The 16,448-nt window shown below is 65.6% G+C and carries 15 protein-coding genes and 1 pseudogene; 10 read left to right on the plus strand and 6 right to left on the minus strand.

What is annotated here, in order from left to right; translation table 11 throughout:
* Positions 1–259 precede the first annotated feature (259 nt).
* Positions 260–1,489 carry an MFS transporter gene (locus ACOGXC_RS07925; RefSeq protein ID WP_419917662.1) on the minus strand — a complete coding sequence of 410 codons (1,230 nt, stop codon included), beginning with the start codon at positions 1,487–1,489 and terminating at the stop codon, positions 260–262.
* A 214-nt stretch (positions 1,490–1,703) separates the two neighbouring features.
* Between ACOGXC_RS07925 and ACOGXC_RS07930 the strand changes: the two genes are divergently transcribed.
* From ACOGXC_RS07930 to ACOGXC_RS07940, 3 genes are all read left to right on the plus strand, one after another.
* Positions 1,704–2,654, plus strand: coding sequence for an AAA family ATPase (locus ACOGXC_RS07930; protein WP_419917663.1), 951 nt, complete (start codon positions 1,704–1,706; stop codon positions 2,652–2,654).
* An 87-nt stretch (positions 2,655–2,741) separates the two neighbouring features.
* Positions 2,742–4,058: a DUF58 domain-containing protein gene (locus ACOGXC_RS07935; RefSeq protein ID WP_419917664.1), complete on the plus strand. Its 1,317-nt coding sequence runs from the start codon at positions 2,742–2,744 to the stop codon at positions 4,056–4,058.
* 44 nt (positions 4,059–4,102) lie between these two features.
* On the plus strand, positions 4,103–6,376 hold the full coding sequence (locus ACOGXC_RS07940; RefSeq protein ID WP_419917665.1) for a transglutaminase TgpA family protein: 2,274 nt from the start codon (positions 4,103–4,105) through the stop codon (positions 6,374–6,376).
* 37 nt (positions 6,377–6,413) lie between these two features.
* Here ACOGXC_RS07940 and ACOGXC_RS07945 read toward each other — a convergent pair whose 3' ends face one another.
* The 3 genes from ACOGXC_RS07945 to ACOGXC_RS07955 form a co-directional block, all read right to left on the minus strand.
* Complete coding sequence (locus tag ACOGXC_RS07945; protein ID WP_419917666.1) at positions 6,414–6,809, minus strand: DUF3040 domain-containing protein; 396 nt, start codon at positions 6,807–6,809, stop codon at positions 6,414–6,416.
* Positions 6,810–6,917: 108 nt separating this feature from the next.
* Positions 6,918–8,183 carry a DNA polymerase IV gene (gene dinB / locus ACOGXC_RS07950; protein WP_419917667.1) on the minus strand — a complete coding sequence of 422 codons (1,266 nt, stop codon included), beginning with the start codon at positions 8,181–8,183 and terminating at the stop codon, positions 6,918–6,920.
* Positions 8,180–8,650 (minus strand): NUDIX hydrolase, encoded by a 471-nt coding sequence (locus ACOGXC_RS07955; protein ID WP_419917668.1) that lies wholly within the window; start codon positions 8,648–8,650, stop codon positions 8,180–8,182. Before ACOGXC_RS07955 ends, dinB begins: the two co-directional genes overlap by 4 nt.
* Before the next feature lie 263 nt (positions 8,651–8,913).
* Here ACOGXC_RS07955 and ACOGXC_RS07960 point away from each other — a divergent pair, with 263 nt between their 5' ends.
* From ACOGXC_RS07960 to ACOGXC_RS07990, 7 genes and pseudogenes are all read left to right on the plus strand, one after another.
* On the plus strand, positions 8,914–9,183 hold the full coding sequence (locus ACOGXC_RS07960; RefSeq protein WP_419917669.1) for a hypothetical protein: 270 nt from the start codon (positions 8,914–8,916) through the stop codon (positions 9,181–9,183).
* A gap of 104 nt (positions 9,184–9,287) precedes the next feature.
* Positions 9,288–10,091 carry an inositol monophosphatase family protein gene (locus tag ACOGXC_RS07965; protein WP_419917670.1) on the plus strand — a complete coding sequence of 268 codons (804 nt, stop codon included), beginning with the start codon at positions 9,288–9,290 and terminating at the stop codon, positions 10,089–10,091.
* Positions 10,092–10,160: 69 nt separating this feature from the next.
* The gene (locus ACOGXC_RS07970; protein ID WP_419917671.1) at positions 10,161–10,883 is read left to right on the plus strand and encodes a response regulator; all 723 of its coding nucleotides are present in this window, start codon (positions 10,161–10,163) and stop codon (positions 10,881–10,883) included.
* A 53-nt stretch (positions 10,884–10,936) separates the two neighbouring features.
* The gene (locus ACOGXC_RS07975) at positions 10,937–12,394 is read left to right on the plus strand and encodes a sensor histidine kinase (RefSeq protein WP_419917672.1); all 1,458 of its coding nucleotides are present in this window, start codon (positions 10,937–10,939) and stop codon (positions 12,392–12,394) included.
* On the plus strand, positions 12,391–13,125 hold the full coding sequence (locus ACOGXC_RS07980) for a GerMN domain-containing protein (protein WP_419917673.1): 735 nt from the start codon (positions 12,391–12,393) through the stop codon (positions 13,123–13,125). Before ACOGXC_RS07975 ends, ACOGXC_RS07980 begins: the two co-directional genes overlap by 4 nt.
* A 133-nt stretch (positions 13,126–13,258) precedes the next feature.
* Positions 13,259–13,504, plus strand: a pseudogene (locus tag ACOGXC_RS07985) (transposase); the annotation flags it as partial.
* A gap of 190 nt (positions 13,505–13,694) precedes the next feature.
* A complete protein-coding gene (locus tag ACOGXC_RS07990) occupies positions 13,695–14,087 on the plus strand; it encodes a transposase (RefSeq protein WP_419917674.1) in 393 nt (130 codons plus the stop codon).
* Positions 14,088–14,199: 112 nt separating this feature from the next.
* Here ACOGXC_RS07990 and ACOGXC_RS07995 read toward each other — a convergent pair whose 3' ends face one another.
* A complete protein-coding gene (locus ACOGXC_RS07995; protein ID WP_419917675.1) occupies positions 14,200–15,231 on the minus strand; it encodes a 6-phosphofructokinase in 1,032 nt (343 codons plus the stop codon).
* 35 nt (positions 15,232–15,266) lie between these two features.
* On the minus strand, positions 15,267–16,442 hold the full coding sequence (locus ACOGXC_RS08000; RefSeq protein ID WP_419917676.1) for an aminotransferase class I/II-fold pyridoxal phosphate-dependent enzyme: 1,176 nt from the start codon (positions 16,440–16,442) through the stop codon (positions 15,267–15,269).
* Positions 16,443–16,448: the final 6 nt, after the last annotated feature.

A 16,448-nucleotide genomic window follows, 5' to 3' on the forward strand; every position in this document is an offset into this window, starting at 1 on the left:
CAGATGTTCAGCTCGACGATGTCGAGGGGCGCGTTCGGCGTTCGGTGTCCGGTATACCGCAGCCCGTGTTCTCATGCCTGCCCCTCCTTTCCCAACACCTTACCGCCGTCGGTATTCACCGGTATCGCACCCGAACCGCGGCCGGTATTCAGCGGTATCGCACCCGAACCGCCGCCGGTATTCAGCGAGAATCGGCATCCAGGCCGGCAAACACCAAGCTTCAGCGAGAATCGGCATCCAGGCCGGCAAACACCAAGCTTCAGCGAGAATCGGCATCCAGGCCGGCAAAGCCGTTGGACCGGATGGTGGTTATCACCCAGAACACGGCCAGCAGGCCCCCGAACAGCAGCATCACGAACCGCATGGAAACCAGGTCGCCGAGCAACCCCCCGATCAACGAACCGAGGGGTAATCCCGCAAGGACCGACATCAGCCACACCGACATGACGCGACCCCGGTACTTCTCTTCCACCTGAACCTGCAAGGAGCTGTTCATCGTGACCCCGTGGGCCACATGGGCCGCCCCGAAGATGAAGTATCCCAACAACCCGAACACCAGCCAGGGGGTGGCCCCGGTCAGCAGCACCCCGATGGCGTACACCCCAATCGCAGCCATCTCGGCTCGGGATCGAGCATGGCGATCACCGCGCCAGGTCATGTAAAGACCCACCACCAGAGACCCGAACCCGAAGGTGGCCGTGAGCCACCCCAAACCGCCATCACCGAGGGAGAACATGTCGTCGGCCACGCTGGCCACCAGGGCAAAGGCGAAAACCGCCCCGAGGCTGGCCACAACGAACGAGGTCACCACCACGAGACGCATGGCCCGGCGATGCCTGATGTAGTCCACCCCCTGGCGGAACTCCTCCCGGAACGACTCCCGGTTGACCGCCTCGGACGGGCGGAGCCTCATGGGGGCCATGAAGGCCAGGCCCAGCACGAAGCCGACGATGGTGATGGCGAAGGCCGGCCCCGGGCCCCAATTCAGCAGGACTAGCCCGGCCAGAGCGGGACCCAGCGCTCTGCCGGCGGTGAACGAAAGGGACACGAAGCGCACCGCCGAAAGCAGATCCTCGGGTGGCACCAGCAACGATGTCATGGCCTGGGTGGGGGCCCACTGGAACCCCGAGGCCACGCCCACCACCAGTTGAAGCCCGATGATCGGCCACGGGCTCAGCAAGTCGGCGATGTACAGGACCAGAAATACCGCCGATCCCACCAACTGGAGGAGGAAGGACCCAATCAGGATGGCTTTGCGGCTGACCCGGTCGCTCCAGATACCCGCCACCGGGGTCATTATCAAAGACGGAACCAGCACCGCGAAAGACGAACCCCCCACCCAGAAGTTAGAGTCGGTCAGCTCGTTCACGTAGAAGGGTACGGCCAGCGACTGCATGAACTGCCCGGTGGTGGCGATGGACACCCCGATGAAGAACAGAAGGAATCCACGGTGGGTCAGAGCGCGAAACGAGGAGTGGGGCGGGATCACGATCTACCGACAGTATCCGGCCCGCTTTGCTGGTCGGAACTGCCCACCACCTGAGAGACTCCCCAGCATGACTTCGGAACAGGCGGAACTGCCCACCACCTGAGAGACTCCCCAGCATGACTTCGGAACAGGCGGAACTGCCCACCACCTGAGAGACTCCCCAGCATGACTTCGGAACAGGCGGAACTGCCCACCACCTGAGAGACTCCCCAGCATGACTTCGGAACAGGATCTGTTCGCCAAGCAGTTCCAATCCATCGTGGACAACATCGGCCAAGCCATAATCGGCAAGCAGGATGCGCTGGAACTCGCCGTCACCTGCCTGCTGGCCGAGGGTCACCTGCTCATCGAGGATGCCCCCGGGGTGGGCAAGACCAGCCTGGCCAAGGCGCTGGCCATCACCGTGCAGTCCGAATTCGGCCGCATCCAGTTCACCCCCGACCTGCTTCCCTCCGATGTTGTCGGCACCACCATCTGGAACCGAACCGGCAACACGCTCGACTTCCGGCCCGGGCCGGTGTTTGCCGGCATCATGGTTGCCGACGAGATCAACCGAGCCTCTCCCAAGACCCAGTCGGCGCTGCTGGAAGCCATGGCCGAACGGCAGGTCACGGTGGACGGGACCACCCACATGCTGCCCCGGCCTTTTATGGTCATCGCCACCCAGAACCCGCTGGAGCACGAGGGCACCTACCCATTGCCCGAGAGCCAGCTTGATCGCTTCATGATGCGGATCGAGGTGGGCTACCCGTCGAGGCAGGCCGAGGGTGAAATCCTCAACACCCACGGCGGCCAGAACCCGCTGGATTCCCTCCAACCCGCAGTGGACCCCGGCACCGTAATGGCGCTGGCCGAACGGGCCAACGAGGTCTACACGGCACCGGCCATAAGAAACTACCTGGTGCAGATCGCCCACACCTCTCGGAACCATCCCAGCCTCGCGCTGGGGATGTCCCCCCGGGCGACCCTCGCCCTCCAACGGGCCGGCCGGGTGCGAGCCGCGGCCCGAGGGCGGGATTTCGTGCTTCCCGACGATGTTAAGCAGCTTGCCAAACCCGTTCTGGCCCACCGGCTGCTCCTGAACCCCCAGGCCCGGGCTCAGGGAGTCTCTCCGTCTCGGATCGTGGACAGCATCGTTGCCTCGATCCCGGCCCCCGCAGGCTGATGATCCGGATACCCGATCCCGGCCCCCGCCGGCTGATGATCCGGATACCGGAGCAGCTCGCGGCGGCACCGGCCGGCTAGGCCGTTCATGCTCTCCCCCCAGGGCCGGTTGCTCCTGGCCGGATCGGTAATACTGGGAGCCGCGGGACGCATACTGGGCCTGGACGAGCTGCTCGCCGTGGGGGCAGCCGGCGCGGCGGTGGCTGTCCTGTCGGTGGTCTACGTAAGGACCCACCGGAGTATGCGACTGATCGCTCGCTCCCTGGAACCGAATTGCATCCATGCCGGGGACAACTGCCAGGTACGCCTGAAGATGTTCAATCCCGGTCGCTTCCGCACCCCGGTGCTGCACATAGCAGATCGTTTCCTGCTCTCCTCCGAGGCTTCGACCACCTCCTTCGACACCCCTGAGATGCTGATAGCCCCAGTACCGGCACGAGGCGATCTGGAGGTTAGCTACCAACTCCCCACCAAAAGGCGAGGACGGGTGTCGGTAGGACCGCTCAGCCTGACGTTGACCGACCCGCTGGTGGTATCAGCCCGGCACATCCGGTTCGAAGAGCCCTCCGAGGTTCTGATCTACCCCGCCGTTCACCCCCTGGAACCCCCGCCGCACCGGCTGGGAAACACGTTCGAGGCGGTCCGGCGCAGCCCCCTGCCCCACAGCGGCGACGAACTTTACGGGCTGCGCCCCTTCCAGCAGGGCGATGATCCTCGCCGCATTCACTGGCGGTCGTCCGCTCATCACGACGAGTTGATCGTCCGCCAGCTCGAGGAGTTCTCCCCCACTCACACCACCCTATTGCTCGACACCCGGATCGACCCGACCAGCGCTGAAGGCAAGGAGGACCGGTTCGAAGCCATGGTGTCGGCTGGCGGGGAAAGCAGATTCGAAGCCATGGTGTCGGCTGCCGCCAGCATCTGCCGGGCCTGCCAGCGCCGGGGCGACCGGATCCGGCTGACCACCTCCGCTGATTTCGACAGCGGTTACGGGTCCGACTCCGCCCATCTCCACAAGATCTACGAGCACCTGGCCATGGTCGGCCCGCAACCCGGGAATCTGCTCGGGGCGATTGACAGGCTCGATGGCGGGCTGCTGGTGGTGGTAGCCGCGGCGCGGGACGGAACCGAGTCCGGCCTCTTGAACCCACCGGTTTCGCAGTTCGGCTCCCGGACGGTGGTTCTGTTCGCCGGCCCCGGGTCGAGCCCACCGGAGTTGACCGAACCGAAGACACCGCCGGCGGCAACCGGGGCGGTGGTGTGGGTGAACGAGCCATCCGGGTTTGCCGAGGCATGGGCCAAGCACACTGCTTCTCCAACCGGGATTGCCACCACAACCGACCCGGTTACCGCGGCCAACCCGGCCACCACAACCGACCCCGTTACCGCGGCCGGACGACCGTGACCCCCTCCCCGGCACCGGCAAGGGGGAACTCGGCTCTCTGGACGGTGACCCTGGAGGCAGTTGGCCCGATACTCACGCTGGCCCTCGCCTTCGGCCTGATCCGGGTGTTCGAGGGCGACCGCTGGGTCATACCCGTGCTCATTGCCGCCCTGAGCAGCCACCTGCTGGCCCTGTCCGCCCGCCGCATCGGCTGGGGTGTACCGGTATCGGCTCTGGTCGGGGGGGTCGGCTTGATCCTGGTGATCACCTGGACCCACTACCGGGACACCACCTTTTGGGGTCTGCCCGCAAGAAGCACCTGGTCAGCATTGATCAACGACCAGGACCAGGCCTGGGCGGCTCTGGGCAACCTCAGCCCGCCGGTGGAACCCCTGAACGGGTTCATCGTCAGCGCCATGGCGGCCGTGTGGGCACTGGCCTTCTTCAACGACTGGGCGGCCATGAGGACACGGACCCTGCTCGAGTCCCTGCTGCTGCCCATCGCGGTCACCGGCCTCGTGGGGCTAATAGGCGATGAGCGCCACCGGATGCTCACCATCGGGGTGTTCATCGCCGCCCTGCTGCTTTTTGTCTGGATTCACCGGGTGGTGGCCCGCACCACCGGCGCGGCGTGGCTGGGAGGGGAGAGCCGAGCACCGGATGGGCGCCGGGCGATGTTGCTGGCCGGTGCCTTGCCGGCCGCAATCGCGCTGGCCGCGGCGGTGCTGGTGGGTCCGGTGCTGGGTGACCACGACGATCCCCTGCTCGACCTGACCGGTATCGCCGACCGCGACGATTCCGGTACCGAGCGGTTCGTGATCAGCCCCCTGGTGGACATCAGGGGGCGGCTGGTGAACCAGGCCGAGACGGTTATGTTCCGGGTGCGAGCGGACCAGCGGTCGTACTGGCGCCTCACCTCACTGGATCGGTTCGATGGCCAGGTATGGACATCCCGAGCCGACTACGCCGAGAGCCCCTCCCGGCTGCCGTCCCAATTCCCGTCGGGTACCAGCGTCGAGCAGTCCTCCCAGGAGTACCACATAGAGCAGTTGGCCGCGGTATGGCTGCCGGCGGCATTCGAACCCCGGTACCTGGATTCCGACATTACCGACATCAGCTATGAACCGTCATCCTCCACACTGATCGTGGGCCGATCGCTGGCCAACTCCGACAACCTCACCTACACCGTGGTGTCGGCGGTACCCCGGTTCGACCCCGAGGCGCTCAGAGCCATCCCCAGTTCGGCACCAACCAGTCCCGATCTGGCCCGCTACACCCGCCTACCCTCCGACTTCAGTCCCCGGATACGGGAGCTGGCCGCCGAGATCGGTGGGGGCACCGGATCGGACTACGAGCAGGCGTTGGCCCTTCAGAACTTTTTTCGCGATGGGAGCTTCATCTACGACACCAGCACCGCAGGGGGCCATTCCGAGAACCGCATCGAAAGTTTCCTGGAGACCCGGCGAGGTTATTGCGAGCAGTTTGCCGGAACTTTCGCCGCCATGGCCCGATCATTGGGTCTGCCGGCCCGGGTGGCGGTGGGCTTCACCGTGGGCGAGTCCGATCCCTCCGATCCCGGCCTGTACCGGGTGCGGGGCCAGCACGCCCACGCCTGGCCCGAGGTCTTTTTGAACGGGGCCGGATGGGTGGCATTCGAGCCCACACCGGGCCGGGGGGCCCCCGGGGCTCAGAACTACACCGGAGTGGCCGAGAGCCAGCACACCGGCGACACCGTGACCCCACCGTCCGGGGAAGACCTGCCCCCCGACCCGGACCCCGACTCCGACATACCCATCGATTTCGAGAGCCTCATCGGCTCCGAGCTGGCGGACTCCGGTGAGACCCCCACCGGCGGCGGTGACGGCAACGGCAAGGGAACCCGGATACCCTGGCCTGCCATTCTGGCCCCTGTCCTGGCCGTTCTGCTGATCGCGTCGGTCCCCTGGTTGAAGCGCCTCCAGCGGAAACGGCGACTCGGGAAGGCTCCCGGGAACCGGGGAAGAATCAAGGTTGTCTGGGCCGAGACCATCGAGTCGCTGGCGCTGATCAACGTCATCCCCCGGCCGGATGAAACCCATGCCGAATTCGCCCATAGGGCCATAAAGCAGATCCCGCTGCACAGCCCCGACCTGCGAAACCTGGGGGAGCTGGTCGCAGCCGCCACCTTCGGCCCGTCCGAACCCACGGACCGCCATCAGTGGCTGGCCCGAACCTGGTCGATGTCGGTGCGCTCCGAGGTCAGATTCCGAACGAGCCGGCACCGGAGGATGATTGCGGCATTCAACCCGCAACCGCTGTTCACCACCCGGACAAAAAACAACCCAGCTCCGGAGCCCTGAGCACTGCCAAGCCCCCGCCGTTGCCGGGGTGCCTGCGCTACTCGCGTTCGGGGTGATCGGCGCTGCCGCGGCGCAGGCGGTTGAGAATGCGCCGGCCCGGTGATCGCAGGTAGGCGCTCACGTCGCCCCGATTGATGCTTTCGCTGATCTGCTGGAGCCCGAACCGACCGAGCTGGCGCAGGTTGCTCCAGCCCCACAGCGATGCGGCCAGCATGACCAGGAACCCCAGAAACGACAGCCACAGCGAGGTGGACAGGGTCAGGATCATGAACACCAAACCGGCGATGCCGGCCAGAACGGCCAGCCGGAGATTGCGGGCCGGATGGGTGAACACCGTGGTCCGGCCGACCTCGCGAGCCAACGCCGGGTCGGTCTCGTACAGTCGTTCCTCTATCTCGCTGAGGATTCGTTGCTCGTCCTCGGAAAGTGGCACGCCTAAAGTGTCTCACAGGCCAACCCGCCTGACAATACCGGTTATCCCAATTATCCCGAGAGGGCTCCGTCTTATCCCGAAACGCCGTCTTATCCCGAAGGGGTGCCGTCAGGGCGAACCCGGCTTCAACCACCGGTTTGTTCCCGAACCAGCCGCTTGCTTCGCCCCGGGGTGGATGGCCCCATCCCCGAAACGATCCCTGATGAGATCAATGGCCCTATCCACATCGCGCCACGACGGGGAACCTATGTCGTCCAGGGAGAGCTGATGGCGGCCGGTGCCCTCCAGTTCCGACACCCCCACTCCTATGAGGCGCACACCCGATGCCACATCCACCGAATCCAGGAGCCGCTTGGCCTCCCTGGCCAGGACAACCCCGGAGTCAACCGGGCCGGCCGGTGTGCAAGACCTGGTTATGGTGCGGAAGTCCCCGAAGCGAACCTTCACGGTGATTTTTCGCCCCGCCAGACCGGCGGCCCGGAGCCGGGAGGCCACCGAGTCGCTGAGCCCCACCACCACCGCACCGATGGCCTCATGGGTGTGCAGGTCGCGGGGGAAAGTCTCCTCGCGACTCATCGACTTGGGCTCCGTGCTCGGGTTCACCGGGCGGGGATCAACGGCATTGGCCAGATTGTGAAGATGCCGGCCCTGGGCCTTGCCGACGACCTCGACCAGCCGCTCGATGGAGAACTCGGCCAGCTCCCCGATGGTGGTGATGCCGATCCGGGTGAGGCTGGCCAGGGTGGCTGGGCCCACCCCCCAGATATCGCTCACCGGGCGGGGAGACAGGAATGCCCGCTCCTGCCCCACCCCGACCTCGTACACCCCGATCCCGCCGGCCGGTCCCGATGGGGTGGGCTCGGGCTTGGCCAGCTTGGAGCCCAGCTTGGCCAGGAACTTGATCGAGGCCACCCCCACTGCGCAACCGATCCCCTCCTCCTCTCGGACCCTTCGGCGGATCCGATGGCCTATCTCAACCGGGTGATGGCGGGAACCGGACACATCCAGAAAGGCCTCGTCCACCGACAGGGGTTCAACCAGCGGGGTGAACGACCGGAGGATGGACATGATGCGCTCGCTGACCTCCAGGTAAAGGGCGTGATCACCGGGTAGGAACACCAGATCGGGGCACTGCCGGCGGGCCTGAACGGCCGGCATGGCCGATTTGACCCCGTAGGCCCGGGCCTCGTAGGAGGCCGATGCCACCACACCCCGGCGGCCCGAACCCCCCACCGCCACCGGCAGCCCTCGCAACTCGGGATGCCGCAGCAGTTCCACCGACACGAAGAACGCGTCCATGTCCACATGCAGGATCGACCCCGAACGGCGGTGGTGCCCCTGGCCTGCCCGTGATGCATCACCGGAACCGGTCACAAGCGGGCAACCTCCAGGCCCCGAGCCTCGAGTCCGGTCACCCGGTAGCAGTAGCTCAACACCCGGTCGGATCGATCACGGCACCACTCCAGCAACGGCTCGTGCACCCAGCGGGGGCTCTGGGCCAGGAGGGCCTCGCACTCATCGGGATCGTAGAAATCGGCGTGTTCCACAATACCGTCGGGGTCCTCCACCACGATCCGGCCGTCCCAATCCAATGCCCGGTGGGTCTCCACCCGGAGCCGCCAACCCAGATCGGCGAAATCCACTATTACCCGGTACAACGGCCCGTCCCAAAGATGCACCCGGAGCCCGGTCTCCTCTCGCACCTCACGACCCAGTGCCTCCAGCATCGTCTCGCCCGGATCCACCACCCCTCCGGGGGTGCTCCACTCCACCGAGTCGTTGCGGCGCCGGTTCCGTACCAGCAACAATTGCTCCCCCCGCAGGATAACTCCCCCGGCCACCGCCCAATCCCGAACCGATCCCGGCCTCGCCCCCGACATAGCTCCAGTATGGCCCCACCCGCTACCCCACCCCGATAAACACCCAAACCGCCATGGCCCCACCCGCTACCCCACCCCGATAAACACCCAGCCCGCCGGGGCCGTAATATGGGTGGATGGCCGACCCGGAATCGCCCGAGGAGAACTCGACGGGCTCCCCCCCAGATTCAGGGGAACGCCCACCCTCGCCGGCAGAACGAGATTCAGGAAAACGCCCAGCCTCAATGGCAGAACGAACCGCAGCCCCACCCCGGGGGGCCCGCTGGCTGGCCTTCGCATCAATACTGGTCGGGGGCCTGTGCGGCGGCCTCATCGGCTTTGCCTACATCGATCTCCAGTGCGAGGGCTCCTGCGGTCTGTGGACCGGGCTCAGTGCCCTGATCGGAGCGGTGGCCGGCGCGATGGGTCTGGCCGTGGTGGCGGTTTTGACGCTGCGGGCCATGGAGGAGTGGCGAATGTTCGGCGGCCGCCGCCAAGACCGCCATCGCCGCTGAACCGCAAGGGGAGTTTCCTCGAAAAGCCCGGGCACCAAGCTGACATCTGAACCACAACAGGAGTTTCCTCGAAAAGCCCTGACACCAAGCGTAGGGTGTCGGTTGTGGGGAGGTTGGAAACTGGGAACGCAGAGCTGGAGAAACTGGCCGCCGAGGCCGCCGGAGTAGCCGCCTCCATGCTGCGGGTGGAAACCGGTGCCCAACGCCGGATCACGGCCAAGTCCTCACCCACCGACCTGGTCACCGACATGGATCTGGCCTGCGAGGCCGCCATCGTGGACTTCCTTTCGGCCCACCGGCCGGATGACGGGGTGATGGGAGAGGAGGGCTCGGTCCGGGACGGCACCAGCGGTGTGCGCTGGATAATCGACCCCATAGACGGCACCGTCAACTTCGTCCACGGCCATCCCGGGTTCGGGGTGTCGGTGGCGGCCGAGATGGGGGGCCGGGTTGTTGCCGGAGCGGTGCTCGACCCCATCCTGAACGAGGCATTCACCGCCCATCGGGGCGGCGGAGCCCGAGTCAACGGGCTTCCCATGACCGTCCGAACCGGGGGCGACCCGGCCCTGGCCCTGGTGGCCACCGGGTTCTCCTACCAGCACGAGCGGCGGCGGCGGCAGGCCGAAGTGCTCGGCGAGCTGCTGCCGATGATCGGCGACATTCGGCGGGTGGGAGGAGCGGCAATCGATCTCTGCTGGGTAGCCTGCGGCCGGGTGGATGCCTTCTTCGAGGTCGGACTCAACCCGTGGGACTACGCCGCCGGCGTACTGATAGCGGCGGAGGCCGGAGCGGTGGTCCAGGACCTCAACGGGGGGCCACCCAGTAGTGATTTCGTGTTCGCCGCTGCCCCCGCGGTGGCCGAACCCCTTCTGAAGCTGCTACAAAGTGCCGCTGCCGACCGTATATGAACGCTCGCAGCCAACGCTCGATGCGCAATGAGTCACGCATGAGCACCGAAAATCGGGCACCATTCTGGGGTGGAAACTCGCATCCTGACCATTGAGGACGACGAGAGGATCCGCACCGCGGTCCGTCTCGCTCTTGAGGACGAGGGCTGGGAAGTCCTGGAAGCCGCCAACGGCCGGGATGCCTACAAAGCTTTCTCCGAGAAACCGGCCGATGTGGTGCTCATCGACATAATGCTTCCCGACCTCGACGGTTTCGAGGTATGTCGCGCCCTTCGGAGAACCAGCGATGTACCCATCATCATGGTTACCGCCCGAGCCGATACCCACGATGTGGTGGCCGGCCTGGAAGCAGGGGCCGACGACTACCTGACCAAGCCCTTCGCTCCCAAGGAACTCTCGGCCCGGATCCGTGCCCTTCTGCGCCGGGTGCGAACCTCCGACAGCGTCATGACCAACTTTCGCTTCGGGCAACTGGAGATCCTGCCCGAGCAGGGGGTGGTGACCATCACCGGTGAGGAGGTCCACCTCACCAAGACGGAGTTCCGCCTTCTGGTCGAGTTGGCCGCCAACTCCGGCAAGGTGCTCAGCCGGGAGGCCCTTCTCCAGCAGGTGTGGGATATCGGGTACCTGGGGGATGGCCGCCTGGTGGACGTTCACATCCGGCGCCTGCGCACCAAGATCGAGCGCGACCCGGCCAACCCCCGGTACGTGGTGACCGTCCGGGGCCTGGGTTACAAGCTCCAGGCCCCGGCCCGGCCCGAGGATGTCCCAACCCCCAAGGGCAAGCACTAGGACACCCCACTGATGTCCCAACCCCCAAGGGCAAGCACTAGGACACCCCACTGATGTCCCAACCCCTGGAGGGTTCCGAGGTTCACCGGCCGGGATTGCATTCCCGCATGTGGGAACGGGTGGGTTCCCGGACCCGCAAGCTGAAGCTTCGCACCCGATTCATCCTGGCCTTCGTGCTCACCACCCTGGTGCTGTCGGGGCTGCTGACGGTGGCGGTGTTCGCGCTGACCCGCCAGAACCTGCTGGATGGGAGGGAGAACGATGCCTTGGCCACCGTTGGGTTCAACGCCTCCTCGGTCAGCCGCCGGCTGAGACCCGAAACCGGGTCGGAAGCCCTCCAGAACCTGGTCAACACCCTTGCCACCCCGGAGGGCTCCCGACCCGTTCTCCGGGTGGGAGACGACTGGTTCCAGCAGTCCTTCGAGTTCGAGTCGGGCAACATAAACGAGCGCCTGCGCCGCACGGTGGAGAGCGGGAGACCCGCACAGATGCGCTACCGGGTGAGAGACAAACCCTTTCTGGTGGTGGGCATACCCATCCCCGGACTCAACGCCTCCTACTACGAGGCCACCCCCCTGGATGAGATCGAGGACACGCTGGGCTCGCTGGGAATCATCCTGGCCGGTGCCAGCGGTGCCGTCACGCTGGTATCAGCCGGAGTCGGCTTCTGGGCCAGTCGCCGCCTGCTGCGCCCGCTGGTGGATATCGGCGAGGCGGCCCAATCCATCGCCCGGGGCAATCTCAGCACCCGCTTGGAGGCAGGGACCGCCCAGGAGCTGGTGGCCCTCACCGACTCGTTCAACACCATGGTGGGGGCACTCCAGAACCGGATCGCGCGCGACGAGCGCTTCGCGTCCGAAGTGAGCCACGAACTCAGGTCCCCCCTCATGACCCTCTCCGCTTCGGTGGAGGTCATGAATACCCGCCGGGCCGAGCTCCCCGAGCGGGCCCGAACCGCTCTGGACCTGCTGACCGAGGACGTGAACCGCTTCGAACACCTGGTGGAGGACTTGCTGGAGATCTCCCGCTTCGACGTGGGGACCGCCGAGCTGGACCCGGACCTGTTCACCCTGCTCGAGTTCGTGCAGAACGCGGTATCGATTTCCAGTCCCACCGACATACCCATAATCTGCGATCCGACCACAGCCCGGGTAAGGGTGAGAGCCGACAAGCGCCGGCTGGTGCAGGTGATCGACAATCTGGTGAGCAACGCCCAGAAGTACGCCGGAGGTGCCACCAGCGTGGTGCTCATGCGCCGGGGAAGGGAGATCGAGATAATTGTGGAGGATGCCGGGCCGGGGGTGGCCGCCGAAGAGCGGGAGCACATCTTCGACCGGTTCTCCCGGGGCCGCCAGGGAGGCGAGCGGGGAGCCAGCACCGGCGTAGGACTGGGACTGGCACTGGTGGCCGAGCATGTGCGGCTTCACAAGGGTCGGGTATGGTGCGAGAACCGGCCCGACGGCCGCTCCGGGGCCCGCTTCGTGGTCCGCTTGCCGATAGTGGTTCCATGACCCGGACGGCACCCCTGCGAATCCTGCTGGTAGCCCTGGCCCTGTTCGGCACCACCTGCTCGGTGCCCGAGGACAGTAGCCCCCGCACATTGGACTATTCCCGCCTCCCCGACGACCTGGCCACCACCCCCGAACCCATCGAACCCACCCCGCTGGTCACCCAGAAGGTGCTGTTATACCTGATAGACGACAACAACCTGCTGCATCCGACGAGCCGTGACGTGGCCAGCCCCGCCGATCTCAGAACCGTGCTGGAAACGCTGCTGTCCGCCCCCAACGAAGCGGAGACCGAGCAGGCTCTGTCAACCGCCCTGCCCGCCGAGGTCAAAGTGGTATCCGTGGAGCCGTCCGGGGATCTGGTGACCGTTGCCCTGGAGTCGGAGGTCTTCGAAGAGCGGTTGGAGGGTGAAACCCGCCGGCTGGCCGTGGCCCAACTGGTATTCACCGCCACCCAGGCCACCGGGGCGACCCGCTTCTTGCTGAGGTTGAACGACAACCCCGTACCCCTGCCCACCGATAGCGGTGAGAGCGAGGACCCGGTGACCCGCGACGATTTCCGGTCGGTGGACCCCGACCAGCAGGCCGAGCCCACCGCCACTGCCGAGCCCACCCCCGTTCCCCCGACCCCCACGCCATCGCCCGAACCGACCCCCACCGCCGTGCCCGATCCCACCCTGCCTCCCGGATTCAGGTTGGACTTCTCCAACAACAACGACGAGAACGGCGGCTAGGAGAAAAAGCCCGAACCAGAACAGCAGCTAAGAGCGCGCGCAGATAGGTGGCCATCCACCTGTCGTTGTGTTGGTCCGGCTTTGATGTCGGGTAGTTATTCAACGACAACGACATGGTGGAGGTGTTGTGATCATGGGTGCTTTGGATCCGCGGGTGGTGGATGCTGTGTGGGCGGCGGTGGAGCCGCTTGTGCCGGTGCGGGGGGAGGTGTTTCATCCGTTGGGTTGTCACCGGCCGAGGATCCCTGACCGTGACGTGTTTGAGGGGATCTTGTTGCGGTTGGTGACCGGTTGTTGTTGGGATGTGGTGGGCCGGTTGGGCAAAGGCGGTGAAACGGTGTTGCGCACCCGGTTCAATGAGTGGAACGCCCAGGGTGTGTTCGAAGGTGTCGTCACCGAAGCCATAGAGGGCTACGACCGCGTTGTGGGCATCGATTTGTCCGAAGCATCGGTGGACACCTCGACCCACAAAGCACCCTGCGGTGGGGAGGGAACGGGTAAAAGCCCTGTTGACAGGGGCAAATCCGGGTGGAAATGGTCGCTTCTGGCGGACCGTAACAGCTATCCCAGTGGGTTGGGCCGCTGGGGCCGCGAACCGTCACGACCAGCAACTGTTCGCTCCCACTTTGGCGGCCACAGCACAACGCGGTCTACACCTAGACATCGAGACCCTGCACCTAGATCGCGGCTATACCGGTGAGCCCGTCCGCCGAACCTGCTGGAGCTACGGAATCGAAGACATCGTCTGCGCTCCCAAACGAGCACCCGCCACCACCCCCCAAGAACCCAAACCCATACCCCTGGGGAAACGCTGGACCATAGAACGCACCAACTCCTGGCTATCCAACTTCGGACAACTACGCCGCAACACCGACCGCAACACCAAAGCACGCCTCGGCCAACTCGCACTCGCCATCACCCTCATCATCACCATCAAACTCACCAAACTCAACCCCGACTAACCTATCTGCGCGCGCTCTAAGCGAAAAAAGCCCGAACCAGAACAGCAGCTAAGCGAAAAAAGCCCGAACCAGAACAGCAGCTAAGCGAAAAAAGCCCGGGCCGGAACAGCAGCTAAGCGAAAAAAGCCCGCGCCACCTCGTAGAGAGCGGGATTGACCGGCTTTAGCTCGGCCACCGCCTGATCCAGGCGCACTCGAACCATCTCGCCACCGCGAAACGCCACCATCGAACCCCAGTCGCCGTCGTGGACCGCGTCGATGGCGGCAATGCCGTACCACGAGCACAGAACCCGATCCAGCGCCGACGGGGTGCCGCCCCGCTGGATATGGCCCAACACCGTGACCCGGGCGTCGAAACCGGTGCGGGCCTCTATCTCGGCGGCAACCACCTGGCCTATACCCCCCAAACGAATGTGGCCGAACTGGTCGATATCCGGCGGGGGTAGCTCCAGAGTGCCCTCCGCCGGCCGGGCCCCCTCGGCCACGACCACTATGGAGGCCCACTTGCCGTTGCGGTGACGCCTGATGATGGTCTCGGCCACCGCGTTGATGTCGAAGGGATCCTCGGGGATCAGGGTGAGCGTGGCCCCACCGGCGATACCCGCCCAGGTGGCGATGTGGCCCACGTGGCGGCCCATCACCTCCACCACCATCACCCGATCGTGCGACTCGGCGGTGGTGTGCAACCGGTCGATGGCCGCAGTAGCCACTCCCACCGCGGTATCGAACCCGAAGGTCAACTCGGTCAAACCTATATCGTTGTCAATGGTCTTGGGGACCCCAACCACATTGGCCGCCCCCGCCGTTTGTACCCCCACCGCCGCCGACAGGGTGCCCTCGCCCCCGATGACGATCAAGGCATCGATGCCGGCTGATGCCATGGTCGATCCCACCCGGTCGATCCCGTCGTCGTACATTCGGGGGGATACCCGGGAGGTGCCCAGCACGGTGCCGCCCCGGGGCAGCGTTCCCCGCATGCGCTCCACGTCCAACTCGATGAAGTCGCCCTCCAGAACCCCCCGCCACCCATCCAGAAAACCGAGCACGCTGTCCTGGTAGTGGCGCTCGGCCTTGCGCACTATCGCCCGGATAACCGCATTCAACCCCGGGCAATCACCACCCCCGGTCAACACCCCAACCCTCATAAATGATCACCACCTCCGGTCAACCTCATGAATAATCAGCCCAGTTCGGCGAGCGCTTGGCGGAGCTGGCGAACGGCCTGTGCGGTGCGCTGCTCGTTCTCGATAAGGGCGAACCTGACATGACCCTCACCTCCGGGCCCGAATCCCACGCCCGGGGAAACCGCTACTCGAGCGTCCCGAACCAGCCAGGAGGCGAACTCCACCGACCCCATCGCCAGGTATGGCTCCGGTATCTTGGCCCACACGAACATGGTGCCACGCGGCGGCTCCACCTCCCAGCCCATGCGGTTCAACCCCGAGCAGAGGGCGTCCCGGCGACTCTGGTAGATGTCGCACACCTCCTTGGGGTAACCGGGAGCCTCGTTCAGGGTCACCGTGGCCGCTATCTGGATGGGCTGGAAGGTGCCGTAGTCCAGGTACGACTTGAGCTTGGCCAGCGCCGCCACCACCTCGGGGTTGCCCACCATGTACGCCACCCGCCACCCGGCCATCGAGAAGGACTTGGTCATGGAGTAGAACTCCACCGCCACCTCCTTGGCCCCCTCCACCTGCATGATGGACGGCGGAAGGTAGCCGTCGTACCCCAGGTCGGCGTAAGCGAAGTCGTGAACCAGAAGAACATCGTGCTCCCGGGCGAAGTCCACCACGCCGGCCATGAACTCCAGGTCCACGCAGGCCGTGGTCGGGTTGTGGGGGAAGGACAGAACGATGATGCGGGGTTTGGGCCAGGAGTACTGCCAGCGTTCCTGCATGGTCCCGAAGAAATCGGTTCCGGTACTGAGCGGGATCTCACGCACCTCGGCACCGGCGAAAAGCGGGGCGTACAGATGGATCGGGTAGGACGGGGAGGGAACCAGAGCGGCATCGCCGGGCTGGAGCAAGGTCCACATGAGGTGGGACAACCCCTCCTTGGCCCCGATGGTGTTGATCACCTCCGTCTCGGGATCCAGATACACTCCGAACCGGCGGGCGTAGTAACCGGCAACGGCCTCCCGGAGCTTGGGAATGCCCCTACTGGCCGAATAGCGGTGGTTGCGGGGGTTGCGGGCCGCCTCGGCCAGCTTGTCCACCGCGATGTCCGGCGACGGGAGGTCGGGGTTGCCGAACCCCAGATCGATCACGTCATGGCCGGCTCGGCGGCTCTCCACCTTCAGATCGTTGATGATGGTGAACACATACGGGGGCAGGTTGTTTATCCGGCGGAAGTCCACGCTCCC

It is taken from the genome of Candidatus Poriferisocius sp. (genome assembly GCF_965202595.1).
Classification (GTDB): domain Bacteria; phylum Actinomycetota; class Acidimicrobiia; order Acidimicrobiales; family Bin134; genus Poriferisocius.